Source organism: Photobacterium sp. OFAV2-7 (genome assembly GCF_022347985.1).
Taxonomy (GTDB): domain Bacteria; phylum Pseudomonadota; class Gammaproteobacteria; order Enterobacterales; family Vibrionaceae; genus Photobacterium.
Genome location: NZ_JAKRFQ010000004.1, coordinates 32,727 through 57,217, shown reverse-complemented (window position 1 = coordinate 57,217; position 24,491 = coordinate 32,727). Strand labels below are relative to the sequence as shown.

Sequence of the window (24,491 nt, the reverse complement as noted above, 5' to 3'; positions counted from 1 at the left end):
ATCTGCCCGACAATTCTGATGATGGAACGAAATTGCATGCCTTAGCCGGCTCTCATCCTGTAGTTATGATTATTCGTGCGATTAATTGGAATCAGAAAGCGGGACAATACGACCACCACTGCGGTTGGTGAGCTTGGCCACAAACTCATCCACCACTCGGCTGTCAATCTCCACGGTCATTTGAACCTGGTTTCCATAATCAGCATGAAGCTGAATCCCTGCATATTCGGCAAGCAACGACTCGACTAGTGACACCTGATTATACTCACAGCGCAGTCTAAGTTCCGAAGTTATTACTTTTTCTTTGGTTTGCAACACAGTTAATGCCTGCTGAACCCCTCCTCCGTAGGCTTTCACCAGCCCACCGGTACCTAGCTTGATACCGCCAGAGTAGCGAGTGACCACTGCTGTGATCTCACCTATTCCCGATCCCGTCAACTGCGCCAGGATTGGTTTGCCGGCAGTACCGGATGGTTCACCGTCATCACTAAAGCCCCACTTCATCGAATCTGAAGGGCGACCAGCAACAAAAGCCCAGCAGTTATGGCGAGCATCACTGTGCTTGCTCTTTATATGCTGAACAAATGCTTTCGCCGCCTCGACATTCGGCGTATGGGCTAGGTATGTAATGAAGCGACTCTTTTTTATCTCTTCTTCAAAGCAGGCCTCATCTGCTGGCACAAAATAGGGTTCTGTTGCTGTCATCAAAAAGCCACAAACAAAATCAGGAAAATAAGAGCGAAGGATACCACAACAGTCGCGATAACGAGTTGTTATCTATAACCTGTTACGATTTCAGTGCTATCAGCCACCTGCGATGTGCTCACAAGCAAACTAACCAGCAGGTGCCACACTTTCCCTTTCGGCTAAGTTCAAACCTCGGTCAAAGACAACAAAATCGCAACAAAAACCTTTTCTACCCCACCACACACCCCAAAACCACAAACAATTGTTTGATATAGGAAAACATCACATAACTGGTAAAAACATCAATCAACACGCAGCAAAAAGTTAAACATTTGTTTAAAATAGGTGTTGTAATCGTTGCATAACAGGTTCAGACTAGATTTAACCTGGCAACAGGTCAAACCAGTTAAATCAAATTCGGCAAAGAACCGGAATTCACGGAGATAGAACATGATTTACCAAGGTGAAACCCTATCCGTCAGCTATCTGGATGATGGCATTGCGGAGCTCAACCTCAACGCCCCAGGCCCAATCAACAAGTTTGATTTGAAAACCCTGGAAAGCTTCAATGAAGCCCTGAATGCCCTTTATCAGCAAAGCGACCTCAAAGGCCTGGTGCTGACATCGGATAAAGATGCATTTGTTGTCGGTGCTGATATTAAAGAGTTTCTTGGCCTATTCGCCAAACCTGCCGAAGAGCTGTCACAATGGCTTGCCCATGCCAACGACATCTTCAATAAATTAGAAGATCTACCCGTACCTACGCTTTCCGCCATTAACGGCCACGCCCTGGGCGGTGGCTGTGAATGTGTTCTCGCCACCGATTTCCGTCTCGCAGACAACACTGCCCGCATCGGTTTGCCTGAAACCAAGCTGGGTATTATGCCCGGCTTTGGCGGCACGGTTCGCCTTCCCCGCCTTATCGGTGCCGACTCGGCAATGGAAATCATCACCGCCGGCAAAGACAAAAAAGCCCAGGACGCACTAAAACTGGGCCTGGTTGATGCCGTTGTTGCCCCGGAAGAATTAAAAAATGCAGCGGTTGCCATGATGAAGGATGCCATTGCCGGCAAGCTTGACTGGCAACAGCGTCGAGCCCAGAAGAAAGCCCCTCTGCCGCTCAATAAAGTTGAAGCGACCATGAGCTTTACCATGGCCAAGGGAATGGTTAGCCAGGTTGCCGGCCCACACTACCCTGCGCCGATTACTTCGGTTATTACAATCGAAGAAGCTGCCCGGCTATCGAGAGACGAAGCACTTGCTATCGAGAACAAACACTTTATCAAACTGGCCAAAACCGATGTTGCCCAGGCACTGGTCGGTATCTTCCTCAATGATCAGCTGATCAAAGGGAAAGCCAAGCAAGCGGCCAAGGAAGGAAAAGCCACCAGCAAAGGTGCCGTTCTGGGGGCCGGGATCATGGGCGGTGGGATCGCCTACCAGTCAGCCCTGAAAGGGGTCCCAGTTATGATGAAAGATATTGCCGAGCCGTCATTGGAGCTCGGGATGTCAGAAGCCGCCAAGCTGCTTAACAAGCAACTGGAACGCGGCCGCATCGACGGCCTGAAAATGGCCAAGGTGCTATCGGCTATTCAGCCAAGCCTGCACTATACCGGTATCGAAGACAGCGACGTTATCGTCGAAGCGGTCGTTGAGAACCCGAAAATCAAAGCAGCCGTGCTGGCTGAGGTCGAAGACAAAGTGAATGATGAGACAATCATCACGTCGAATACCTCCACTATCCCAATCAACCAGCTGGCCAAGTCGCTCAAGCGCCCGGAAAACTTCTGCGGTATGCACTTCTTTAACCCTGTGCACCGTATGCCGCTGGTCGAAATCATCCGAGGCGAAAAGACATCGGAAGAAACCATTTCCCGCGTGGTTGCCTACGCTGCCAAAATGGGCAAATCACCTATCGTCGTCAATGACTGCCCGGGCTTTTTCGTCAACCGTGTTCTTTTCCCATACTTTGCCGGCTTTAGCATGCTGCTGCGCGACGGTGCCGATTTCACCAAGGTCGACAAGATCATGGAGAGACAATTCGGCTGGCCAATGGGGCCTGCCTACCTGCTGGATGTTGTCGGTATTGATACCGCCCACCATGCCCAGGCTGTCATGGCAGAAGGCTTCCCTGAGCGCATGGGCAAAGACTACAAAGATGCCGTCGATGTCATGTTCGAAGCCAAGCGCTTCGGCCAGAAAAACGGCAAGGGTTTCTTTGCCTACTCGGTTGACCGCAAGGGCAAGCCGAAGAAGACCCTGGATCCTGAGGTTGCCGAACTGCTGGCACCTGTCGTCGGTAAAGCCACCGAGTACAGCAGCGAAGAAGTCATCGCCCGCATCATGATTCCGATGATTAACGAAGTCGTCCGCTGCCTGGAAGAAGACATCATTGCCAGCCCGGCAGAAGCCGATATGGCATTGGTATATGGCCTGGGCTTCCCACCATTCCGCGGCGGTGTTTTCCGTTACCTAGATACGCTTGGTCTGGCTGAATATGTGGCAATGGCAGATCAATATGCCCACCTCGGTGCGGTTTATCAGGTACCGGAAGGACTACGCCAGAAAGCCAACCAGGGCGAGACCTACTACAACGCACAGCACGATGCTTAAGACGGCTTAAGGATGAGGAACAGAAAATGAATAATGTCGTAATTGTTGATTGTATCCGTACCCCGATGGGGCGATCTAAAGGCGGTGCGTTCAGAAATGTCAGGGCGGAAGATCTCTCCGCCCACCTGATGCAAGGTCTGCTGGCCCGTAACCCGCAGGTCGATCCGGCATCGATTGAGGATATCTACTGGGGCTGTGTTCAGCAAACCCTTGAGCAGGGTTTTAACGTCGCCCGTAATGCGGCTCTGTTGGCAGGCATCCCGCACACCGTGGGGGCAACCACGGTCAACCGCCTATGTGGCTCATCAATGCAGGCCTTGCACGATGCCGCACGCACTATCATGGTAGGTGATGCAGATACCTGTCTGATTGGTGGCGTCGAACATATGGGTCATGTGCCGATGAACCATGGGGTCGATTTCCATCCGGGACTATCAAAATCAGTCGCCAAGGCGGCTGGCATGATGGGGCTGACCGCTGAAATGCTGGGCCGGATGCATGGCATCAGTCGAGAGATGCAAGATGAGTTTGCCGCCCGCTCCCACCAGCGTGCCCAGGCAGCAACCGTGGAAGGCCGCTTCAAGAATGAGATCCTGGCCACCGAGGGACATGACGAAACTGGCGCACTGAAGCTGTTTGACTACGATGAGGTCATCCGCCCGGAAACAACAGTTGAGACACTGGCTGGCCTTCGCCCAGTCTTTGACCCAGCCAACGGTACGGTCACTGCCGGTACCTCGTCAGCCCTGTCTGACGGTGCCTCCGCCATGCTGGTGATGAGCGAGGAAAAAGCCAAGGCACTCGGCCTGACGATCCGTGCACGGGTGAAATCGATGGCCATCGCCGGTTGCGATCCGTCCATCATGGGGTACGGCCCGGTACCGGCGACCCAGAAAGCACTCAAGCGTGCCGGGTTGACCATGGGCGATATCGGGATGGTTGAACTTAACGAAGCCTTTGCCGCCCAGTCCCTGCCATGTGCCAAAGACCTCGGTCTTCTGGACAAAGTCGACGAAAAGGTCAACCTTAACGGCGGGGCTATCGCTCTCGGGCACCCGTTAGGCTGCTCTGGTTCTCGTATTTCCACCACGTTAATCAACCTGATGGAACATCAGGATGTGCAGTTTGGCCTGGCGACCATGTGTATCGGCCTCGGTCAGGGTATTGCGACTGTCTTTGAGCGTGTCGAGTAACCACCACGCAACCAGAGCCCGCTCCTGCGGGCTCTTTATTCTTTCAGCCACACCTCTGAACTGCCCTCACAAGTGAATGCACAACAAACATAGATTAAATGACTAAGTTTCATTTTATTCATAACAATAACCAGACTACACTCGTAATCCAGCAACGCCCCTTTTATAAACTCGGAGCATACCTATGTTTAAGGCACTGGTTCTAAACCAAGAAGAGAAAAAAACTATCGCTGGCATCCAGCAAGTCGACGAATCACAACTCCCGGAAGGTGATGTGCTCATTGATGTCGATTACTCTTCCCTGAACTACAAAGATGGCTTGGCCATCACAGGTAAAGGCAAAATTGTCCGCCAGTTTCCAATGGTTCCAGGTATTGATCTGACCGGTACCGTGTCTGAATCAAGCGACAGCCGCTATCAGGCAGGCGATAAAGTGGTTTTGACTGGCTGGGGCGTTGGCGAAGGCCACTGGGGCGGCATGGCAGAAAAAGCGCGCCTAAAAGCCGACTGGCTGGTCCCGCTACCATCCGGCCTTAATGGCAAGCAAGCCATGATGGTCGGTACCGCTGGCCTGACTGCCATGCTTTGTGTCCAGGCTCTGGTTGATGCAGGCGTAAAACCAGAAGCGGGAGAAATTCTGGTAACCGGTGCAAGCGGTGGTGTTGGCTCTGTTGCCGTCACGCTTCTGGCACAATTGGGTTACCAAGTCGCGGCAGTCACAGGCCGTATTGAAGAAAATGGCGAACTGCTAAAACAGCTTGGTGCAGCACGTGTTATCGAGCGCAGCGTACTCGAAGAGCCAGCACGTCCTTTGGAAAAACAGGTATGGGCAGGTGCCGTAGATACCGTCGGCAGCAAAGTATTGGCAAAAGTATTGGCACAAATGGACTACAACAGCGCCGTGGCCGCTTGCGGGCTGGCCGGTGGCTTTGATCTGCCGACCACGGTTATGCCTTTCATCCTGCGTAATGTCAGGCTACAAGGTGTAGACTCTGTTGCCTGTCCGTTTGAAAAACGTCAGCAAGCATGGCAACGCCTGACGGAGCTGCTTCCTGCAAGCTACTACGAGCAGGCATGTCGTGAAGTGAACCTTGAAGACGTCGCGGAATGTGCAGAAGCTATTACCAACGGCCAGATCACCGGTCGTGTCGTAATTAAGCTATAAGCTCAAGACCATAATAAAAGAAGCAAATGACTACCTAATCTTGGCCAGCATGATGCTGGCCTTTTTTGTACCACTTTCATTCCACCCGGAAAGCAACTCGAACTATAACAACCCCATATCGTAAATCCGTTTGTCGATCAGTTTGCCGCACTCCTCCTTAAGCAGGTTGCGCAACCAAATCTGAGACGCCGAGTGTTCACAGCGGGGGTGCCAAATCAGTGAATAGTCAAACGGTTTAAACTCAAACGGCAACGACTTGATCACCAAGTTGTGCTTTTCTGCCACCAGGTACGCCAAGTCTGCCGGTACGGTAATGAGCAGCGGCATCTTGTCGACAATGGCCAGAGCGGCTTCGAGGTGATAAGCCCGCAGTACCATCTTTCGCTGACGATACCCGCGTAGCGCTTCATCAATCAAGGATTTCACCCCGTCACTGATTGCAATGATGGCATGGGGGAAATTCAGGTAGTCCTCTAACGTGAGCTCCTTGTCAGCCAAGGGATGGTTCTTTGACAGCATGCAAAACACACTCACCAGCCCCAGGTGGTCGCGGCATAAGGGTTCGATTGGACCTATTGGGCGGCAGATTGCCATGTCACAGCCGTCCGTTGTTAGCTGCTCCAACAAGTGATCATGCTGCAGCGGTGGAAACTCCAATGAAATATTCGGCGCTTCTTCGTATATACGCGGCAAGGCAAACGGCAAAATCGTCTGCATAGCATAGTCAGTCGTTGCGATAACAAAGTGCTGTTCGCACTGCGCTGGCTTGAAGTCACTCGGCGTGAGCAGAATGCGCATCGCCTCCAAAGGCTCATTTAGCGAGTCATTGAGCTCCAGCGCTCTCTGGGTTGGCAATAGGCGCTGCCCCTGGCGGGTAAAAAGCGGATCGCCCAGCAACTCCCGCAAACGTCCCAGCACCCGGCTCATTGCAGACTGGCTTAGGTTCAACCTTACCGCCGCCCGGCTGACACTGCCTTCTTCCAGCAGCACTTTCAGTGCCACCAGTAAATTTAAATCACGGCGATAGACTTCTTCCAGCTCCATAACAGGCCTTATTATTAGGTAATCACGCTATAGGGAGAGATATTATGGAACGACAGACAAAAAAAATCCCGCTATAAAAGCGGGGAAGCCCAAGAAAACTGGGGGAGTGTAGTAGATGTGCAATGTTAGTGTTCTTCCTCTTCGAGCTCTGGCGAGTTGGTGAGTTCAAACCAGAGACCGAGCGCGGCGGCAATTAAACCACCAAGCGCGAAAATACTTGTATTGTCAGGGCTGCGCAGAACCAGAGAGCAAAAGGTAATAAAGCACAGCACGCAGTAAATGGTTAAGCGATCCATCTGAGTCAACATAGTTCCTCCTAATCCTTCAGAAGATAAACGTTAATGACTTGTTAAATACGTTACACGTTTTATTTTGATTTGCCAAGCCTTATTGATTAATTCTTACTCATAAGTATGATCAGAGTCTTCGAAACTACACGTACATGTTATGACAGCGATTTTTGAAAACCCGACTCACAGCCTGGAAGCCCAGGGACTGCGCTGCCCTGAGCCGGTAATGATGGTACGAAAAACCGTCCGCAAGATGGCTGAGGGAGACACGCTTCTGGTCACGGCCGATGATCCGTCAACCACCCGGGATATTCCCAGCTTTTGCCGCTTTATGGACCATACCCTGCTGGCCGCCGATACCGAGCAGCTTCCCTATCGGTATCTGATCCAAAAAGGCACCAATTAAAAAAGGCAGCTCACTGAGCTGCCTTTTGCTTATTCATTTATCGCTGTCTGCTGTCGAGCAGCAGCCTACTGGTAGTTATCACGCATTGCCTTGTGCGCTTTTTCTAACTCGTGTCGTAACTCCCGGATCTCCTTTTTCATCGGGATCACATAACGCAGACGAACCAAGGCATCGACAGACAAGTAGGTAGTCACAATGGCACCGACCACCATTGGCAGCCACATATCCGTGAGAACCATTCCCAGAATATTGAGAGCCAACGCCACGTTAAACAGCCAAAACTGGCTTTGCGGAGAAATAGCAACAAAACGGTTCATACTCCCTCCTACTTACAGCATATCGTCACTGGTTTCACCTTAGCATGGCATCCAGTTGCACACTGTAAACAAAGTCACAGTTCATCAAGCTGTCATCGCTTTGTCATCTAGATGATCTGGCTAAATGTTCCATGTGAAACATCGTATTAATTATTTATAGTCCGAATACCGCAGCAACGGCCAGACCGGCGAACATCGCAGCGGTCACTTTTCGGATGATCCCCAGCGGCATACGCTCCGCCGACAGTTTGCCAATCAATACCACAGGCACATTGGCCAGTAGCATCCCGACTGTCGTGCCCAGCACCACCATGATTAGCGCATCATGATACTTTGCCCCAAGCATAGTTGTCGCGACCTGCGTTTTGTCGCCAATCTCCGCCACAAAGAAAGCAATAAAGCTTGCCACGAACGGGCCACGGTTAGAGATCTCTTCGTCATCTTCAAGCTTGTCGGGGATCAGGATCCAGCCTGCCATCATGACAAAACTGACAACCAGTACCCACTTCAGCACATCCGGTGTCAGATAATCAGCCACAACGACACCGAGCCATGCTGCCAGGGCATGATTGGCAATGGTTGCCAGAAAAATCGCCAAGATGATAGGTAAAGGTTTGCGATATCGGCTCGCCAGCAACAGCGATAATAATTGGGTTTTATCACCAATTTCGGCCAGGGCAACAGTAGTAATTGAAACAGCTAAAACACTCACGGCATGCTCATTGGGGCGAGGATTATAGTTAGCAACCACAGACAAACGCACATGCCCCACCCCGGTTCATGCTGGTTTGCCAATGGTCTCGCCAAACTCACTAGTAGGATTAGTGTGAGTCATAACCGCCATGAAGATTTTGCTTCAATTATGTTGACGATTATCTCGATAGATCGAGAGGCTACTCCCCAAAGGAGCGGGAATAATAACCACTAAAATAGGTCGGATCAAGTGTTGTCGGAAGAAGTGCGGGAAGAACAAGGATGCTGCTGGCGAGTATGCGCCAGCAACATAGAGGTAGGCGAAACTACGATGCCGGTGTCAGCACAATTTCAACACGGCGGTTTTCTGCACGGCCTTGCTTGGTGCTGTTAGACGCAATCGGGTGGGACTCACCCATCCCCTTGGTCACCACTCGGTTAGCCACAACACCCTCACGGATCAGGTAATTGCTCACTTCACTGGCGCGTACCTGCGACAGGCGCAAGTTATACGACTCTTTACCGCTGCTGTCGGTGAACCCGTATACGTTAAGAATGGTCTGATCATATTCCTTGGCAACCAGCGCTACATTATATAGGGCTTTCTTGGCCCGGGCGCTGAGGTCAGTCTGATCGACACCGAATGTAATCTCGTTCGGCATATTCAGAACAATGTTGTCACCGTCACGCGTCACGCTGATACCGGTAGATTGCAGCTGCTGACGAAGCTCGGCTTCCTGAACATCCATATAGTAACCAATGCCACCACCCAGTGCGGCACCGGACGCGGCACCAATCAGGGCCCCTTTCCCACGATCACTCTTACCGGAAGAGGCCACACCAATTGCCGCACCGGCAACGGCACCAATCAGTGCACCACTCGTCGCCTTGGCTGTCTGCTCTTCCCCTGTGTAAGGATTCACTGTCGAACAACCGGAAGCAACCATAGCTGTCGCAGTGGCAAAAATTACATGTCGCATCCATTTACCGGATGCTAGCGAAAAATTGAAGTCCATTGTTTTGTCCATTTATTCTCGATTTCGTATCGATGTGATTGTATCGGCCATAAACTGTAACTGTATAGCATACGGCACAGACAGGAGCCTGAATATTGTATAGAGAGAAAAAACCAGTACATCAGAACAATGTCAAATTCATCATCCCGCAACGACCTTACCGGATTTCCCAACTATTTTAAGCAAATTAATCAAAGATGAGCAAAAAGCATGCAATGGCCCTACTCGGCAAATGCCATGCAAGGTATACTGGATTGTTACTCAAATGACTTTTTAATCCACTAATCTCGCGAAGCTGACAATGCAGAAATACGATATTAAAACCTTTCAGGGCATGATCCTCGCGCTGCAGGATTACTGGGGCCAGCAAGGTTGTACCATTGTGCAACCTTTAGACATGGAAGTTGGTGCAGGTACCTCTCACCCAATGACATGTCTACGAGCTCTGGGTCCAGAACCTATTGCAGCAGCGTATGTACAACCATCTCGCCGCCCGACAGACGGCCGTTACGGTGAAAACCCGAACCGCCTTCAGCACTACTATCAGTTCCAGGTGATCATCAAACCATCACCAGACAATATCCAGGAACTGTACCTAGGCTCACTTGAAGTACTCGGTATCGACACCAAAGTTCACGACATCCGTTTTGTCGAGGATAACTGGGAAAACCCAACCCTGGGTGCCTGGGGACTTGGTTGGGAAGTTTGGCTTAACGGTATGGAAGTGACCCAGTTCACTTACTTCCAGCAGGTTGGTGGCCTTGAATGCAAGCCGGTTACCGGTGAGATCACTTACGGTATCGAGCGTCTGGCAATGTATATCCAGGGCGTCGATTCTGTTTACGATCTTGTATGGACCGATGGTCCACTGGGTAAAGTCACTTACGGTGACATTTTCCACCAGAACGAAGTCGAACAGTCAACCTACAACTTTGAACACGCAGACGTAGATTTCCTATTCACCTTCTTCGACCAGTGCGAGAAAGAGTGTCAGGATCTACTGGCACTGGAGCAGCCGCTGCCATTGCCTGCCTACGAGCGAATTCTGAAAGCAGGTCATGCCTTTAACCTACTCGATGCACGCAAAGCCATCTCGGTGACCGAGCGTCAGCGCTATATCCTGCGTATCCGTAACCTGACCAAACAGGTTGCCGAAGCTTACTACGCATCTCGCGAAGCCCTTGGCTTCCCTATGTGCAAAAAAGACAAATAAGGGTATCGCATGACCGACAAGAATTTCCTTATTGAGCTAGGTACCGAAGAGCTACCACCAAAAGCACTGCGTACCCTTGCCGAAGCATTTGCGGCAAACTTTGAAGCAGAACTAAAAGGCGCCGATCTGGCGCATCAAGGCGTTGAGTGGTTTGCCGCCCCTCGCCGTCTGGCATTGAAAGTGACGGCACTGGCTGCAGGTCAGGCCGATAAAATCGTTGAGAAACGAGGCCCGGCTATTACCTCTGCGTTTGATGCCGAAGGCAACCCGACCAAAGCGGCACAAGGCTGGGCACGTGGTAATGGCATCAGCGTTGATCAGGCAGAACGCCTGAAAACAGACAAAGGCGAATGGCTGCTGTACAAGCAGGAAGTCAAAGGCCAGCCAGCTCAGGCATTACTATGTGACCTTGCGGCTGCGGCACTTGCCAAACTACCTATCCCTAAGCCAATGCGCTGGGGGGACAGCGATACCCAGTTCATCCGTCCGGTTAAAACCCTGACAATGCTACTGGGCGAAGAGCTGATTGAAGGTACGATCCTGGGTGCACAGTCAGGCCGTGTTATCCGCGGTCACCGCTTTATGGGCGAAGCTGAGTTTACCATCGACAACGCCGATCAGTACCCTGCGATTCTCGAAGAGCGCGGAAAGGTCATGGCAGATTACGAAGCGCGTAAAGCCATTATCCTCGCCGATGCCAAGAAAGCAGCAGAGGAAGTTGGCGGAATTGCCGACCTTGAAGACGAGCTGGTTGAAGAAGTGACTTCGTTGGTCGAGTGGCCGGTTGTACTGACAGCCTCTTTCGAGGAAGACTTCCTCAACGTTCCTTCTGAAGCCCTGGTTTACACCATGAAAGGTGATCAGAAGTATTTCCCAGTCTATGATGCCGAAGGCAAGCTGGTTCCTAAATTTATCTTTGTTTCTAACATTGAGTCGAAAGACCCACGTCAGATCATCGAAGGTAACGAGAAGGTTGTACGCCCTCGCCTGGCAGATGCCGAGTTCTTCTTCAACACTGACCGCAAGCGTCCGCTGATTGAACGCCTGCCAGAATTAGAAACCGTACTGTTCCAGAAACAGCTGGGTACCCTACGCGACAAGACGGATCGCATCACGGCCATGGCCGGCTTCATCGCCAACCTGATTGGTGCCGATGTCGAGCACGCAGAACGCGCTGGCCTGCTGTCCAAGTGCGATCTGATGACCTCTATGGTATTCGAGTTTACCGATACGCAGGGTGTGATGGGCATGCACTATGCGCGCCTTGACGGTGAGCATGAAGATGTTGCAGTGGCGCTGAACGAGCAGTACATGCCTCGTTTCGCCGGTGACGAACTTCCGCAGTCTGCTGTTGCTGCTGCAGTAGCCCTTGCAGACAAGATGGATACTCTGGTTGGTATCTTCGGTATCGGTCAGCACCCGAAAGGTGCCAACGACCCGTTCGCACTTCGCCGTGCTGCGCTTGGTGCACTACGCATCATGGTAGAGAAAGGCTACAACCTTGATCTGGTAGCGCTGATCACCAAGGCCAAAGAGCTGTTCGGTGCCAAGATCACCAACCACAACGTTGAAGCTGATGTTATCGACTTCATGCTAGGTCGTTTCCGTGCATGGTACCAAGATGAAGGCCATAGTGTGGATGCGATTCAGGCCGTTCTGGCTCGTCGCCCTACTCAACCATCTGACTTCGACAAGCGTGTCAAAGCGGTTACCCACTTCCGTTCACTGGAAGCTGCCGAGTCACTGGCAGCCGCCAACAAGCGTGTAGGTAATATCCTGGCGAAATTCGATGGTGAACTACCAGCCGCGATTGATAGCAGCCTGTTGGTTGAAGACGCCGAAAAAGCACTGGCGGAAAAAGTCGAGGCCAAGCTAACAGCGCTTGCGCCAGTCTTTGCCGAAGGCAACTACCAGCAAGCTCTATCTGAGCTGGCAACGCTGCGTGAAGCCGTCGATGCCTTCTTCGATAACGTAATGGTAATGGCAGATGACGAGAAGCTGAAAGTGAACCGTCTGACTATGCTAAGCCTGCTGCGTAACGAATTCCTGAAGGTTGCGGATATTTCTCTTCTGCAGAAATAACCTGGTTCGAAATACGCAAACCCCATGCACATGCGTGGGGTTTTTTTATACCTGTTATTCGCCCCTGCTTTGTGATTACCGGCCCATTTCGTTTCACGTGAAACACCGTCCGAACGGCACTAGCCCTCACCTATTCGTTCTACGACACTAAAGCTAGCCCATAAGACATAAAGCAATTGGCTTAGTCTTTCCCTTATCAGCACAATGAGGTATGTTGAAATCTGTACATAAGCTATACAGTAGCAATATCACCAAAGATAAGAACAATAGACTGAGGTCGGAAGTAAACATGGAGTTTTCTACATTCGGAGACAAGTTTGCCCGTTATTCTGGGATCACCCAGCTAATGGATGATTTAAACGACGGCTTGCGTAACCCTGACGCCATCATGCTCGGTGGCGGTAACCCAGCTCAAATCCCAGAAATGGTCGAGTACTTTAACCAACTGAGCGGAGAGATGGTCACAACCGGCGAGCTGGCAGCGGCACTGACCAACTATGATGGCCCGCAAGGCAAGAATACCTTTATCAGTGCCCTCGCCGACCTGCTGCGTGACACCTATGGCTGGGATATCAGTGCCAAGAACATCTCGCTGACCAATGGCAGTCAAAGTGCTTTCTTTAACTTGTTCAATTTACTCGCCGGTGAATTTGGTGACGGTAGCCGGAAGAAAGTACTGCTTCCTTTAGCCCCGGAATATATTGGCTATGGTGACTCAGGGCTCAGTGAAGACATGTTCGTCTCCTATCACCCGGAAATCACCCTGCTAGAGAACGGTCTGTTTAAATACCACATCGACTTCAAAGAACTGAAAGTCGACAGCAGCATCGGTGCGATTTGCGCCTCTCGTCCAACCAACCCAACCGGGAATGTATTGACGGATGAAGAGATCAGACACCTTGATGAGTTAGCGCGCGAACATAACATTCCGCTGATCATCGATAACGCCTATGGCATGCCTTTCCCCGACATCATTTTCGAGGACGTCACACCCTTTTGGAATGACAACACCATTCTCTGTATGAGCCTGTCCAAACTCGGGCTGCCCGGCGTACGTTGCGGCATCGTGGTAGCTAGCGAGGAAATCACCACAGCCATTACCAATATGAATGGTGTACTCAGCCTGGCACCGGGCAGCGTCGGTCCTGCCATTGTCAATAAGATGATAGAAAAGCATGACCTGCTTCGTCTCAGTGAGCAGGTTATCAAACCATTCTACCAGCGTAAGTCACAGCATGCCGTTGAGCTATTGCAGGCTGCCATTACTGACGAGCGCTTCAGGATCCACAAACCCGAAGGGGCAATGTTCCTGTGGTTATGGTTCAAAGATCTCCCTATCACAACCATGGAGCTTTACCGCCGACTGAAAGCCCGCGGTGTGCTCATTGTACCGGGTGAATACTTCTTTATCGGACTCAACGATGACTGGAGCCATGGTCATGAATGCCTAAGAATGAACTATGTCCAGAACGACGAGGACATGGAGAGAGGTATTGCGGTCATCGCCGAAGAAGTGACCAAAGCCTACCAAGGCCAATAAGCCAGTTTAAGCTTACTCAGCACATACCACCAGACTGACTCTTGCCAGTAAGAAAATGTAACTACATATAGCGCTGCCATCAGGCAGCGCTTATTATCTCATCCTCACTCTGCCGGATAAGTCGTTATACTCAAGGTGCCATTCAGCCTAGCAATACGTTCAAGGTGCTTAGCGGATATTTTTATGTTGTGGCCGTGACAGTCCCCTGTTTCGACGCCGATATTAAAATCGACTTCGCTTACCAATCGCCAAAGAGCGCTTAGTTCATCAGGCAACTGCTCAACAGCCGATAACAAGCTTTCCAAATCTTCCCCGAGTTTATTCTCTCTATCGGAATTAGGCTCTAGGCATAAATGGAAGACATCATCACTACGCCATCCGCAATGAAGGATACAAGTTACGTCCTGAAAGAATGCCGCTAGCTCAGACAAATCCCGATTCGAAAAAATATCCAGATCCGTGGTGATGTAACGCGTCTTTCCGGCCATAGCGATCTCGACTGAACAAATAAGAATGTGAAAGCGTTTCACGTGAAACAACTCTTGTAATCATAGCGCGTAAAGCCTGCAAACAGGATCCCCCTACAAGTCAGCACAAAGAATCCCCCACACCAACCCGTAGCAAAGTAAAAAATAGCAGTTAAGTACGGCTCGCAAGCAACATTGATGTAAAGGCGAGAGGCAAAAATAAAAAAGGCCAGCACTTGGCTGACCTTCACTCCTGTTGCGCCACTATGTCCGTTATAGGATGGACACAAGAACGATATTACTCGTTTTCAAGCAAACGATGACCGTTGATCGCAATCTTGCGCGGCTTCTGCTCTTCCGGGATCTCGCGCTCGAGATCAATGTGCAGTAAACCGTTTTCCATTCCGGCACCAATTACTTTGACATAGTCGGCCAGCTGGAATTTACGTTCGAAGTCGCGTTCGGCAATGCCCTGATACAGGTATTGACGCTCATCCTTTTCGGCTTCACGGATACCACGAACAATCAGCTTGTTCTGTTGCTGGGTAATATCTAACTGCTCTTCGGCAAAACCGGCCACAGCCATGGTGATACGGTAGTGATTCTCATCCTGCTGCTCGATATTGTACGGAGGGTAACCCGTATTGGCATTACTGACATTCTTTTCCATCTGGTTAAACAGACGATCAAAACCAATAGCAGAACGGTATAGAGGAGTGAAATCTAGGTTACGCATATTAACTATCCTTCTTTAGAAGCAATAAAATTACGATATGTTGTCGTTGAAGTGGTTTTCCCTCTGTGGGACAAACCGGTTGCAGGCCCAATCTTTGGCACCATGCGCTTCATTATTAGATATAGGGATAGCTAATTTACTTTCCAAGTGTTCAATCCAATTATTTTGAATTTATTTTTCAGCGCCCTTAACCAAGGAAGATAACTGCACTCTTCAACCCATGGTTGCAGAGAACAAAACAGGCCTCACAGTGAACAAGAAGGAAAAGGGCAATATTGCTATCGCTGAATAATATCCAGCCTCCTACGTAAACCTACAGGTATAAAAAAAACGCCGTATCGCGCGGCGTTATTAATAAAGCGACCAACAACTCAGACTACACGTCCAAGTTCGCGTTCAGAGCATTCTCTTCGATGAAGTGACGACGAGGCTCAACCTGATCCCCCATCAATGTCGTAAACAGTTCGTCAGCCGCAACAGCGTCGTTGATGGTCACCTGCATCATACGGCGAGATTCAGGATCCATGGTGGTTTCCCATAGCTGCTCTGGGTTCATCTCACCCAGACCTTTGTATCGCTGTAATGACAAGCCACGGCGTGATTCTTTAATCAGCCAGTCCAGCGCTTCCTTGAAACTGCTCACCGGCTGCTTACGCTCACCACGCTGGACATACGCCGTATCGTCTAGCAGATTGTGCAGTGCCTCGGACAGATCAGCCAGCTTGCTATACTCTTTCGAGTTCAGCAAATCAAAGCTCAATACGTATTCATGATCAACACCGTGGGTACGAACAACCACTTTCGGTAACCACACATTGTTCTCTTCGTCGCGAATCACTTCGAAGTTGTACTTGCTTTCACCAGACTGCTTCTCGTTCAGCGCAGCAACTAACGGCTGAGTCCAGGCTTCAACATCAGCTTGCTGACTCAGGACATCGACGCTCAAGCGTGGCTGGTAGATAAATTCATTCAGCAACAATGTCGGGTAGCGGCGGCTCATGCGATCCACCAGCTTGTTGGCACTGTTAAACTGCTTCACTAGGTCTTCCAGTGCCAGGCCAGAAACAGCTGGCGCTCCTTCGGCAGCAAACAGCGCGGCATTATCCAGCGCCAGAGCAACCTGATACTGGTTCATGTCTTCATCATCTTTGATGTACTGCTCTTGCTTGCCCTTCTTCACTTTATAAAGTGGTGGCTGAGCAATGTAGATATGGCCGCGCTCGATCAGCTCCGGCATCTGACGGTAGAAGAAGGTCAACAGCAGGGTACGGATGTGCGAGCCATCGACATCGGCATCGGTCATGATAATGATGTTGTGGTAACGCAGTTTGTCCGGGTTGTACTCATCGCGACCGATACCACAGCCCATGGCTGTAATAAGCGTGGCGACTTCCTGCGAAGACAGCATCTTGTCAAAGCGTGCCTTCTCAACGTTCAGAATTTTACCTTTCAGCGGCAAAATCGCCTGGTTCTTACGGTTACGACCCTGCTTGGCGGAACCGCCCGCAGAGTCACCCTCCACTATGTAGAGTTCAGAAAGCGCAGGATCTTTTTCCTGACAATCGGCCAGTTTACCCGGCAAACCCGCCAGATCCAGCGCACCTTTACGGCGTGTCATCTCACGCGCTTTACGAGCCGCTTCACGGGCACGTGACGCATCGATGATTTTGGTACATACCGTTTTGGCATCCGTCGGGTTTTCCAATAGAAACTCACCCAACTTCTCACCCATCGTAGATTCAACAGCAGGTTTCACTTCACTTGATACCAGCTTATCTTTGGTCTGGCTCGAGAATTTTGGATCCGGCACTTTCACCGATACCACGGCAGTCAGACCTTCACGAGCATCATCACCGGATGTCGCTGTCTTGGCCTTCTTCGAGTAGCCTTCCTTATCCATAAAGTTATTCAGTGTACGCGTCAGCGCACCACGGAAACCAGCCAGGTGAGTACCACCATCACGCTGTGGAATGTTGTTGGTAAAGCAGTAAATGTTTTCCTGGAAACCATCGTTCCATTGCATCGCCACTTCTACGGCAATACCGTCCTCGCGCTCAAAGTTAAAGTGGAAGACCTTTGGATGGATTGGAGTCTTGTTGCGGTTCAGGTGCTCGACAAACGCCTGGATACCACCTTCATACATAAAGTGGTCTTGCTTGTCTTCCTCGCGCTCGTCAATCAGCTTGATTGACACGCCAGAGTTTAGGAACGACAGCTCACGCAGGCGCTTGGCCAGGATTTCGTATTGGAATTCGATATTGGTAAAGGTTTCTGCACTTGGCCAGAAACGAATACGGGTACCGGTTTTTTCGGTATCACCGATCACAGCCAATGGTGCTTCCGGCTCACCGTGATGATAAACCTGCTGGTGAATTGATCCTTTTCGGTGGATAGTCAGTTCAACTTTCTCGGATAGCGCGTTCACCACCGAGACACCTACCCCGTGCAGACCGCCCGATACTTTATAAGAGTTATCATCAAACTTACCGCCTGCGTGAAGAACGGTCATGATAACTTCTGCAGCCGAAACGCCTTCTTCCGGGTGCATGTCTGTCGGAATACCACGACCATCATCACTAACAGAAACAGAGCCGTCTTCATGGATGGTGACAATGATATCTTCACAGTGGCCAGCAAGAGCTTCATCGATTGAGTTATCGACGACCTCAAACACCATATGGTGCAAGCCAGTACCGTCATCGGTATCGCCAATGTACATCCCTGGGCGCTTACGTACTGCATCAAGGCCTTTTAGTACCTTAATACTTGATGAATCGTAGTTGTTGGACATTGAGTTACTCTCGCTTAAATTATCCTGCGGTTATTTTACCGTGTTCCACATGAAACATCTTGCCATTTTCATCATGCATTTCCGCAATTTGGTCGCTACTAATTGCACTAATGAAAACCTGGGCGTTGGTTTCCTTTAACCGTTGCGCAAGCAGCGCACGCCTATGGCTATCCAGCTCGGAAGCAAAATCATCAATTAAATATATACACTGCTTGCCGGTTGCTTCTGTGAGGTGCAGCCCCTGCGCCAGGCGCAAGGCACATACCATCAGCTTCAGCTGCCCGCGGGACAGAACATCCTCGACGGGAGTGCCGGCAACTTTGATCCGCAAGTCAGCCTTATGCGGCCCGCTTGCGGTATAACCCAGCTGGCAATCACGCTCAAAATTGCGTGTTAGCAGCTCAGCATACGGGGTGTCTTTTTCCCAGCCGCGGTAATACCCCAGCTGGATATCAAATTCGGGCAAAAAGCCCTGGCATATCTCTGCGGCCTTTCGCTTCACCGCCTCGAGATACTGGCTGCGCCACTCGCTGATCTCTTCAGCCAGTACTGCCAGTTCCTGATCCCAGTAGCTCAGCTCGCGATAGCTACGGGCTGTCTTTAGCAGCGCATTACGCTGCTTGGTCAATCGCTTGACCCGGCTCCAGGCATGATAAAACTGGGGTTCGACATGAAAGACGCCCCAGTCGATAAATGACCGGCGGTATTTGGGGCCACCAATCAGCAATTCGAATCCTTCCGGTGTGATCAACTGCAGCGGCAGCACCTGCGCTAGCTGGGCCAGTTTCTGTCCACCTTCACCACCAATTTTGACCTCGGTAGTGCCGTCGCGCTTTTTATTGATCCCGAGCGGAAGCTCCAGCTCGCCATCGGTCTGCAACCGGCCATGGACAAACAGCTCCTGCTGTTCATGGCGGATCACCCTCCCCGTCAAGTGGCTGCGAAACGAGCGCCCGTGTCCCAGGTAGTGTAGCGCTTCTAGCACGCTGGTTTTGCCACTGCCGTTGGCACCGACCAGAAAATTAAAGCTTGCCGACAAGGATAAGTCGCAAGCTTCAATATTACGGAAGTCTTTTACAATAAGACGAGTAAGTGCCATGTCCTAGAGTCTGATTGGCATCACGACATACATGGCTTCGTCACTGGCACTGTCTTCAACCAGCGCACTGGCGTTGGCATCGGTCAGCGACCAACGTACCTGCTCGCACTTAAGGGTATTAAGCACGTCGAGTACATAGCTGACGTTGAAGCCGATCTCCAGATCCTCGCCCTGATAGTCGACATCAAGGAACTCTTCGGCTTCTTCCTGCTCAGGGTTATTAGCGGTAATACGCATCTCGCCGTTGGACAGGTTAACGCGAACACCACGGAATTTTTCGTTTGACAAGATAGCCGCACGAGAAAACGCTTTTTTCAGCTCGTCACAGCTCGCCTCGACAAACTTGGTGCTGTTTTGCGGCATGACGCGACGATAGTCAGGAAAACGTCCGTCGACCAGCTTGGAGGTAAAGACAAAGTTATTCACCACTGCGCGCAGATTCGAGTTACCAATCTGGATATCCACCATGGCATCCGGCGTATCCAGTAAACGAACCAGCTCCAGTACCCCTTTGCGCGGCACAATGATCTGTTTGGAAGGCAGCTCCTGATCCAGTTCAATGGCGCATACCGCCATACGGTGGCCATCGGTCGCGACCGAGCGCAGGTTCTTGCCCTCGGTTTCAAACAGCATGCCGTTAAGGTAATAGCGAACATCCTGATGGGCCATCGAGAACTGGGTGCTGTCGATCAACTGGCGCATCCGCCCTTGCGGCAGCGCTAGCTCAACCTCGCTCTGCCAGTCATCGATATTCGGAAAGTCCGCGGCAGGCAGCGTCGACAGGGAATAACGGCTGCGGCCGGAGCGAATGATCACCCGGTCCCCTTCCAGGGCAACAACGATATTGGCGCTATCAGGCAGGCCACGACAAATGTCGAGAAACTTACGCGACGGGACAGTGACCGCCCCAGGCTCAAAATCAGCGTCCAGTGCCAGCTTGGCAACCAGCTCGACTTCCAAATCGGTACCTGTCATCGACAGGCAGCCTTCTTCGACCTGAAGCAGAATATTGCCCAGGATCGGTAATGAAGGACGGCCGCCAAGTGCACCAGACACCTGCTGCAGCGGCTTTAATAAATGTTCGCGTTCGACGGTAAATTTCATATCAAGACGACAATGTTCTTATTAGGTTTGAGTAATCTTCTTTTATATCGTGGCTTTCTTCACGCAGCTGCTCGATTTTACGGCAGGCGTGGAGCACCGTTGTATGGTCGCGACCACCAAAGGCATCACCGATTTCCGGCAGGCTATGGTTGGTCAGCTCCTTGGCCAGTGCCATCGCCATCTGGCGCGGACGGGCAACGGAGCGGGAACGGCGCTTGGACAGCATATCAGCCATCTTTATTTTATAGTATTCGGCCACGGTCTTCTGGATATTATCGATCGTTACCAGTTTTTCCTGCAGCGCCAGCAAATCGCGCAGTGCCTCACGGACAAAGTCAATGGTAATGGCACGGCCGGTAAAGTTGGCGTTGGCAATCACACGGTTCAGGGCCCCTTCCAGTTCACGGACATTGGAGCGCAGGCGCTTGGCAATAAAGAAAGCCACTTCGTCAGCCAGGCGGATATGGTGATCCTCGGCTTTTTTCATCAAAATGGCCACTCGCGTTTCCAGCTCCGGCGGCTCAATCGCCACCGTCAGTCCCCAGCCAAAGCGGGACTTCAGACGATCCTCAACACCGTTGATCTCGCGCGGATAGCGGTCTGAGGTCAGGATGATCTGCTGGTTGCCTTCAAGCAGAGCATTAAAGGTGTGGAAAAACTCCTCCTGCGATCGCTCTTTGTTGGCAAAGAACTGAATATCATCGATCAGCAAAGCATCGACGCTACGGTAATAGCGCTTGAACTCTTCAATCGCATTGTTCTGCAGGGCCTTGACCATATCCTGGACAAAACGCTCGGAATGCATATAGACAACCCGGGCATTGGGTTTGCGATCCGCAATGGCATTGCCAACCGCATGTAAAAGGTGTGTTTTACCCAGACCGGTTCCGCCATATAAAAACAGCGGGTTATAGGCAGCGCCAGGGTTATCCGCCACCTGGCGGCAGGCGGCCAGTCCCAGCTGGTTCGACTTACCCTCAACAAAGTTGTTGAAGTTATGCTTGGGATTCACGTTTGACCGGTAGCCGGACTGAGACTCGGGCTGGACCGGTGACGGTGCAGGCTCCCAGGTACGCGGAGGCGTATCGTCCACCATCTGCGGGGCTGCAGGCTCGACAACCGGCACCGAGGCCGCTGGCTGTGGTGGCGGCGGTGCGGTGACCGGGCGGCTACCGACTTCAAATCGCAGGATCGGTACATCGTTGCCGCAAAATTCATTCAGCAGCCGATTAATATTGTTGAGATACTTATCCCGTACCCAATCAAGCACAAAACGGTTAGGCGCAAACAAGGTCAGCGTATTATCGTTCAACTCGGCCTGAAGCGGTCGAACCCACATACTGAATTCTGTTGCAGGGAGTTCTTCCTGAAGGCGTTGAAGGCACTGCAACCAAAGCGAAGATGACAAGCTCGACTCCACACTGAATAACAAAACACGAAAAGGGATGCAATTTTATACCTGCTGGCTCAGGATCGCCAGCAAAGAGATCGCAGATCCGGTGAATAAGATCAGACTTATTCACATAGATCGCACAATAAAACCTAAGATCAGCACAATTTTACCAGCCCTTACCCACAAAGCTATTAACAGCATGTAACCGTTACCTACGAACAATTGGTTATTTGAAATAACTCCAAGTTATTTAAAAAAAGCAGATATCAGCATATAGGATGTGAAAAACAGAGCATCATCACAGCCATCTGAGGAGTAAACAGGATGAAAAGCTGGATAAAAACAACATTCACAGCTGTCGCACTGACTTTGACAGCAAGCCAGGCAGCCATGGCCGCTACAGACGTGAAAGTCGGCATGTCAGGACGCTACTTCCCGTTTACCTTTGTAAAACAAGATCAGCTTCAGGGCTTTGAGGTCGACCTGTGGAACGAAATCGGTAAACGCAACGACTATAACGTCGAATTTGTGACCGCTAGCTTCTCTGGCCTGTTCGGTCTACTGGAAACCGGCCGTATCGATACCATCTCCAACCAAATCACCATGACCGACGAGCGCAAGGCCAAGTACCTGTTTGCCGACCCGTATGTGGTCGATGGTGCCCAGCTGGTCGTGCGCAAGGGAAATGACAGCATCAAAAGCACCGATGATCTCAACGGCAAGACTGTCGGGGTCAACCTGGGTTCCAACTACGAGCAGCTGCTGCGCGAGCTGGATAAAGACGGCAAGATCAATATCAAGACCTACGATACCGGTATCGAGCACGATGTTGCCCTTGGCCGTACCGATGCCTTTGTGATGGACCGTCTATCGTCTGTCGAGCTGATCAAAAAGGCCAACCTGCCGCTGCAGCTGGCCGGCGAACCGTTCGAGCGTATCGAGAATGCCTGGCCGTTCATCAAGGGTGAAAAAGGCGAAAAGCTACGTGGCGAAGTGAACAAGGCCCTCAAGGCCATGCGCGAAGACGGTACCCTGGCAGAAATTTCAGTGAAATGGTTTGATGCCGATATCACCCAGTAATATCGCTGACAGCATTTCCTTCTAAATATCCATATACTTAAAGGCTCACCGCAAGGTGGGTCTTTGTCGCTTATTCATCCCTCAATAACGGAATACTTATCCACATGGGCTTTGATTTTGACTACATGTTATCGCTACTGCCTATTCTCCTGAAGTACCTGGGTACGACGTTGAATATGGCTGTCTGGGGTTTGCTTTTTGCCTTGGTCATAGCTGTGACGCTGGCGCTGGTCAGAGTATACAAGCTGCCGGTACTGGATCAGCTCAGCCAGCTCTACATCAGCTTCTTCCGCGGTACCCCACTGCTGGTTCAGCTTTTTTTACTCTACTATGGCCTGCCGCAGGTGTTTCCTGTTTTTGTCGGCCTTGACGCCTTCAGCGCCGCGGTCATCGGCCTGAGCCTGCATTTTGCCGCGTACAAGGCGGAGAGTATTCGTGCTGCCATCATCGGGATTGACCGCAGCCAGATGGAGGCAAGCCTCTCGATCGGGATGACCGGTCTGCAAGCCATGAGACGGATCATTCTACCGCAGGCAACACGGGTCGCCCTGCCCTCGCTGATGAACTACTTCATCGATATGATCAAATCAACGTCACTGGCCTTTACACTGGGTGTGGCGGAAATTATGGCCAAGGCCCAGATGGAAGCCTCATCGAGCTTCAAGTTCTTCGAGGCTTTTCTGGCCGTTGCCCTCATTTACTGGGCGATGGTACTGGTACTGACCCGGGTCCAGAACTGGGCAGAAGCAAAACTCAACAAGGCATACACACGATGATCAAGCTAAACAATCTCGCCAAGCGCTTTGGCGACGCCACCATCTTTTCCGGCATTGACCTGACCATAGAGAAAGGCGAAATCGTCGTGGTTATCGGTCCGTCGGGTACGGGAAAATCCACCCTACTACGCTGTATCAACTTTTTGGAGACGGCCAACCGCGGCAACATTACGATCGGGGATGTCACCATTGACAGCCAACAGGCTGCCAAAAGCGACATCATCGCCCTGCGCCGCAAAACCGGGTTTGTGTTCCAGAATTATGCCTTGTTTGCGCACCTGACGGCGAAGCAGAACATCGCTGAAGGGTTGATCACGGTAAAAGGCTGGAAAAAAGACGACGCCTTTCAGCGCGCGCAGCAAATTCTTGATGATATTGGCCTCGGCGACAAGGGAGAGCACTATCCCGCCGCCCTGTCCGGCGGCCAGCAGCAACGGGTCGGCATCGGCCGTGCCATGGCCCTGGAGGCCGATTTGCTGCTGTTTGACGAGCCGACATCGGCGCTGGACCCGGAATGGGTCGGCGAAGTACTGACCTTGATGCAGAAACTGGCGACTCGTCACCAGACCATGCTGGTGGTCACTCACGAGATGCAATTTGCACGCGAAGTTGCTGATCGGGTGATCTTTATGGCCGACGGTGAGTTCGTCGAGCAGGGACCGCCAGAGCAGATCTTCACCAATCCGCAGGATCCTCGACTACAAAAGTTCCTGAATAAGGTCGGGATCCGCGAAGGATCCTTGCACTCCGCGACACAAGAAGTATAATTCAGCGCCCGTTGCTAAC

22 protein-coding genes and 1 riboswitch are annotated in these 24,491 nt (G+C 51.2%); of the genes, 10 read left to right on the top strand and 12 right to left on the bottom strand.

What is annotated here, in order from left to right; translation table 11 throughout:
- Positions 1–81: 81 nt before the first annotated feature.
- A complete protein-coding gene (locus tag MHN01_RS01225; RefSeq protein ID WP_239409668.1) occupies positions 82–705 on the bottom strand; it encodes a YigZ family protein in 624 nt (207 codons plus the stop codon).
- Between the two features lie 432 nt (positions 706–1,137).
- Here MHN01_RS01225 and fadB point away from each other — a divergent pair, with 432 nt between their 5' ends.
- The 3 genes from fadB to MHN01_RS01210 all read left to right on the top strand — a co-directional run bounded on the left by fadB (position 1,138) and on the right by MHN01_RS01210 (position 5,658).
- Complete coding sequence (fadB, locus tag MHN01_RS01220) at positions 1,138–3,300, top strand: fatty acid oxidation complex subunit alpha FadB (protein WP_239409667.1); 2,163 nt, start codon at positions 1,138–1,140, stop codon at positions 3,298–3,300.
- 26 nt (positions 3,301–3,326) lie between these two features.
- Entirely contained in the window at positions 3,327–4,493 is a 1,167-nt protein-coding gene (gene fadA / locus MHN01_RS01215; protein WP_239409666.1) for an acetyl-CoA C-acyltransferase FadA, read from the top strand.
- Between the two features lie 184 nt (positions 4,494–4,677).
- Positions 4,678–5,658 (top strand): MDR family oxidoreductase, encoded by a 981-nt coding sequence (locus tag MHN01_RS01210; RefSeq protein WP_239409665.1) that lies wholly within the window; start codon positions 4,678–4,680, stop codon positions 5,656–5,658.
- A 102-nt stretch (positions 5,659–5,760) separates the two neighbouring features.
- Here the strand turns inward: MHN01_RS01210 and MHN01_RS01205 are convergent, their stop codons facing one another.
- The gene (locus MHN01_RS01205; protein ID WP_239409664.1) at positions 5,761–6,702 is read right to left on the bottom strand and encodes a LysR family transcriptional regulator; all 942 of its coding nucleotides are present in this window, start codon (positions 6,700–6,702) and stop codon (positions 5,761–5,763) included.
- A gap of 125 nt (positions 6,703–6,827) precedes the next feature.
- Complete coding sequence (locus MHN01_RS01200) at positions 6,828–7,010, bottom strand: hypothetical protein (protein WP_075762041.1); 183 nt, start codon at positions 7,008–7,010, stop codon at positions 6,828–6,830.
- Between the two features lie 139 nt (positions 7,011–7,149).
- Between MHN01_RS01200 and tusA the strand changes: the two genes are divergently transcribed.
- Positions 7,150–7,398 (top strand): sulfurtransferase TusA, encoded by a 249-nt coding sequence (gene tusA / locus MHN01_RS01195; RefSeq protein ID WP_075762040.1) that lies wholly within the window; start codon positions 7,150–7,152, stop codon positions 7,396–7,398.
- Between the two features lie 65 nt (positions 7,399–7,463).
- On the opposite strand, the gene MHN01_RS01190 is transcribed toward tusA, so the two are convergent.
- The 3 genes from MHN01_RS01190 to MHN01_RS01180 form a co-directional block, all read right to left on the bottom strand.
- Positions 7,464–7,715, bottom strand: coding sequence for a hypothetical protein (locus MHN01_RS01190; protein WP_075762039.1), 252 nt, complete (start codon positions 7,713–7,715; stop codon positions 7,464–7,466).
- Between the two features lie 154 nt (positions 7,716–7,869).
- A complete protein-coding gene (locus MHN01_RS01185; protein WP_239409663.1) occupies positions 7,870–8,427 on the bottom strand; it encodes a TMEM165/GDT1 family protein in 558 nt (185 codons plus the stop codon).
- A 94-nt stretch (positions 8,428–8,521) separates the two neighbouring features.
- A riboswitch (yybP-ykoY riboswitch) is annotated at positions 8,522–8,622 on the bottom strand.
- 112 nt (positions 8,623–8,734) lie between these two features.
- Positions 8,735–9,424, bottom strand: a complete 690-nt coding sequence (locus MHN01_RS01180; RefSeq protein WP_239409662.1) for an OmpA family protein — start codon at positions 9,422–9,424, stop codon at positions 8,735–8,737.
- A gap of 301 nt (positions 9,425–9,725) precedes the next feature.
- Here MHN01_RS01180 and glyQ point away from each other — a divergent pair, with 301 nt between their 5' ends.
- From glyQ to MHN01_RS01165, 3 genes are all read left to right on the top strand, one after another.
- A complete protein-coding gene (gene glyQ, locus MHN01_RS01175) occupies positions 9,726–10,637 on the top strand; it encodes a glycine--tRNA ligase subunit alpha (RefSeq protein WP_239409661.1) in 912 nt (303 codons plus the stop codon).
- A gap of 9 nt (positions 10,638–10,646) precedes the next feature.
- A complete protein-coding gene (gene glyS / locus MHN01_RS01170) occupies positions 10,647–12,719 on the top strand; it encodes a glycine--tRNA ligase subunit beta (protein WP_239409660.1) in 2,073 nt (690 codons plus the stop codon).
- Positions 12,720–13,008: 289 nt separating this feature from the next.
- The gene (locus tag MHN01_RS01165) at positions 13,009–14,259 is read left to right on the top strand and encodes a valine--pyruvate transaminase (protein WP_239409659.1); all 1,251 of its coding nucleotides are present in this window, start codon (positions 13,009–13,011) and stop codon (positions 14,257–14,259) included.
- A 104-nt stretch (positions 14,260–14,363) separates the two neighbouring features.
- On the opposite strand, the gene MHN01_RS01160 is transcribed toward MHN01_RS01165, so the two are convergent.
- From MHN01_RS01160 to dnaA, 6 genes are all read right to left on the bottom strand, one after another.
- Entirely contained in the window at positions 14,364–14,747 is a 384-nt protein-coding gene (locus tag MHN01_RS01160; RefSeq protein WP_239409658.1) for a hypothetical protein, read from the bottom strand.
- Between the two features lie 277 nt (positions 14,748–15,024).
- Positions 15,025–15,462, bottom strand: coding sequence for a small heat shock chaperone IbpA (gene ibpA / locus MHN01_RS01155; RefSeq protein WP_239409657.1), 438 nt, complete (start codon positions 15,460–15,462; stop codon positions 15,025–15,027).
- A gap of 376 nt (positions 15,463–15,838) precedes the next feature.
- On the bottom strand, positions 15,839–18,253 hold the full coding sequence (gene gyrB, locus MHN01_RS01150; protein ID WP_239409656.1) for a DNA topoisomerase (ATP-hydrolyzing) subunit B: 2,415 nt from the start codon (positions 18,251–18,253) through the stop codon (positions 15,839–15,841).
- A gap of 19 nt (positions 18,254–18,272) precedes the next feature.
- On the bottom strand, positions 18,273–19,352 hold the full coding sequence (recF, locus tag MHN01_RS01145; protein ID WP_239409655.1) for a DNA replication/repair protein RecF: 1,080 nt from the start codon (positions 19,350–19,352) through the stop codon (positions 18,273–18,275).
- Positions 19,353–19,355: 3 nt separating this feature from the next.
- Positions 19,356–20,456 carry a DNA polymerase III subunit beta gene (dnaN, locus tag MHN01_RS01140; RefSeq protein ID WP_239409654.1) on the bottom strand — a complete coding sequence of 367 codons (1,101 nt, stop codon included), beginning with the start codon at positions 20,454–20,456 and terminating at the stop codon, positions 19,356–19,358.
- Between the two features lies 1 nt (position 20,457).
- Entirely contained in the window at positions 20,458–21,864 is a 1,407-nt protein-coding gene (gene dnaA / locus MHN01_RS01135; protein WP_239409653.1) for a chromosomal replication initiator protein DnaA, read from the bottom strand.
- 309 nt (positions 21,865–22,173) lie between these two features.
- On the opposite strand from dnaA, the gene MHN01_RS01130 reads away from it, so the two are divergent.
- The 3 genes from MHN01_RS01130 to MHN01_RS01120 all read left to right on the top strand — a co-directional run bounded on the left by MHN01_RS01130 (position 22,174) and on the right by MHN01_RS01120 (position 24,472).
- Positions 22,174–22,929, top strand: a complete 756-nt coding sequence (locus MHN01_RS01130) for an amino acid ABC transporter substrate-binding protein (RefSeq protein WP_160656671.1) — start codon at positions 22,174–22,176, stop codon at positions 22,927–22,929.
- Between the two features lie 104 nt (positions 22,930–23,033).
- Positions 23,034–23,705 carry an amino acid ABC transporter permease gene (locus tag MHN01_RS01125; RefSeq protein WP_239409652.1) on the top strand — a complete coding sequence of 224 codons (672 nt, stop codon included), beginning with the start codon at positions 23,034–23,036 and terminating at the stop codon, positions 23,703–23,705.
- Positions 23,702–24,472 carry an amino acid ABC transporter ATP-binding protein gene (locus MHN01_RS01120; protein ID WP_239409651.1) on the top strand — a complete coding sequence of 257 codons (771 nt, stop codon included), beginning with the start codon at positions 23,702–23,704 and terminating at the stop codon, positions 24,470–24,472. Before MHN01_RS01125 ends, MHN01_RS01120 begins: the two co-directional genes overlap by 4 nt.
- The last annotated feature ends 19 nt before the right edge of the window (positions 24,473–24,491 follow it).

Bases quoted from the DNA above. Each gene is read 5' to 3' on its own strand.
- MHN01_RS01130 (WP_160656671.1), top strand. From the start codon at position 22,174: ATGAAAAGCTGGATAAAAACAACATTCACAGCTGTCGCACTGACTTTG.
- MHN01_RS01190 (WP_075762039.1), bottom strand. From the start codon at position 7,715: ATGAACCGTTTTGTTGCTATTTCTCCGCAAAGCCAGTTTTGGCTGTTT.
- MHN01_RS01225 (WP_239409668.1), bottom strand. From the start codon at position 705: ATGACAGCAACAGAACCCTATTTTGTGCCAGCAGATGAGGCCTGCTTT.
- ibpA (WP_239409657.1), bottom strand. From the start codon at position 15,462: ATGCGTAACCTAGATTTCACTCCTCTATACCGTTCTGCTATTGGTTTT.
- glyQ (WP_239409661.1), top strand. From the start codon at position 9,726: ATGCAGAAATACGATATTAAAACCTTTCAGGGCATGATCCTCGCGCTG.
- MHN01_RS01125 (WP_239409652.1), top strand. From the start codon at position 23,034: ATGGGCTTTGATTTTGACTACATGTTATCGCTACTGCCTATTCTCCTG.
- MHN01_RS01165 (WP_239409659.1), top strand. From the start codon at position 13,009: ATGGAGTTTTCTACATTCGGAGACAAGTTTGCCCGTTATTCTGGGATC.
- tusA (WP_075762040.1), top strand. From the start codon at position 7,150: ATGACAGCGATTTTTGAAAACCCGACTCACAGCCTGGAAGCCCAGGGA.
- dnaN (WP_239409654.1), bottom strand. From the start codon at position 20,456: ATGAAATTTACCGTCGAACGCGAACATTTATTAAAGCCGCTGCAGCAG.
- MHN01_RS01205 (WP_239409664.1), bottom strand. From the start codon at position 6,702: ATGGAGCTGGAAGAAGTCTATCGCCGTGATTTAAATTTACTGGTGGCA.
- gyrB (WP_239409656.1), bottom strand. From the start codon at position 18,253: ATGTCCAACAACTACGATTCATCAAGTATTAAGGTACTAAAAGGCCTT.
- MHN01_RS01210 (WP_239409665.1), top strand. From the start codon at position 4,678: ATGTTTAAGGCACTGGTTCTAAACCAAGAAGAGAAAAAAACTATCGCT.
- fadB (WP_239409667.1), top strand. From the start codon at position 1,138: ATGATTTACCAAGGTGAAACCCTATCCGTCAGCTATCTGGATGATGGC.
- fadA (WP_239409666.1), top strand. From the start codon at position 3,327: ATGAATAATGTCGTAATTGTTGATTGTATCCGTACCCCGATGGGGCGA.
- MHN01_RS01120 (WP_239409651.1), top strand. From the start codon at position 23,702: ATGATCAAGCTAAACAATCTCGCCAAGCGCTTTGGCGACGCCACCATC.
- MHN01_RS01200 (WP_075762041.1), bottom strand. From the start codon at position 7,010: ATGTTGACTCAGATGGATCGCTTAACCATTTACTGCGTGCTGTGCTTT.
- MHN01_RS01160 (WP_239409658.1), bottom strand. From the start codon at position 14,747: ATGGCCGGAAAGACGCGTTACATCACCACGGATCTGGATATTTTTTCG.
- recF (WP_239409655.1), bottom strand. From the start codon at position 19,352: ATGGCACTTACTCGTCTTATTGTAAAAGACTTCCGTAATATTGAAGCT.
- glyS (WP_239409660.1), top strand. From the start codon at position 10,647: ATGACCGACAAGAATTTCCTTATTGAGCTAGGTACCGAAGAGCTACCA.
- MHN01_RS01180 (WP_239409662.1), bottom strand. From the start codon at position 9,424: ATGGACTTCAATTTTTCGCTAGCATCCGGTAAATGGATGCGACATGTA.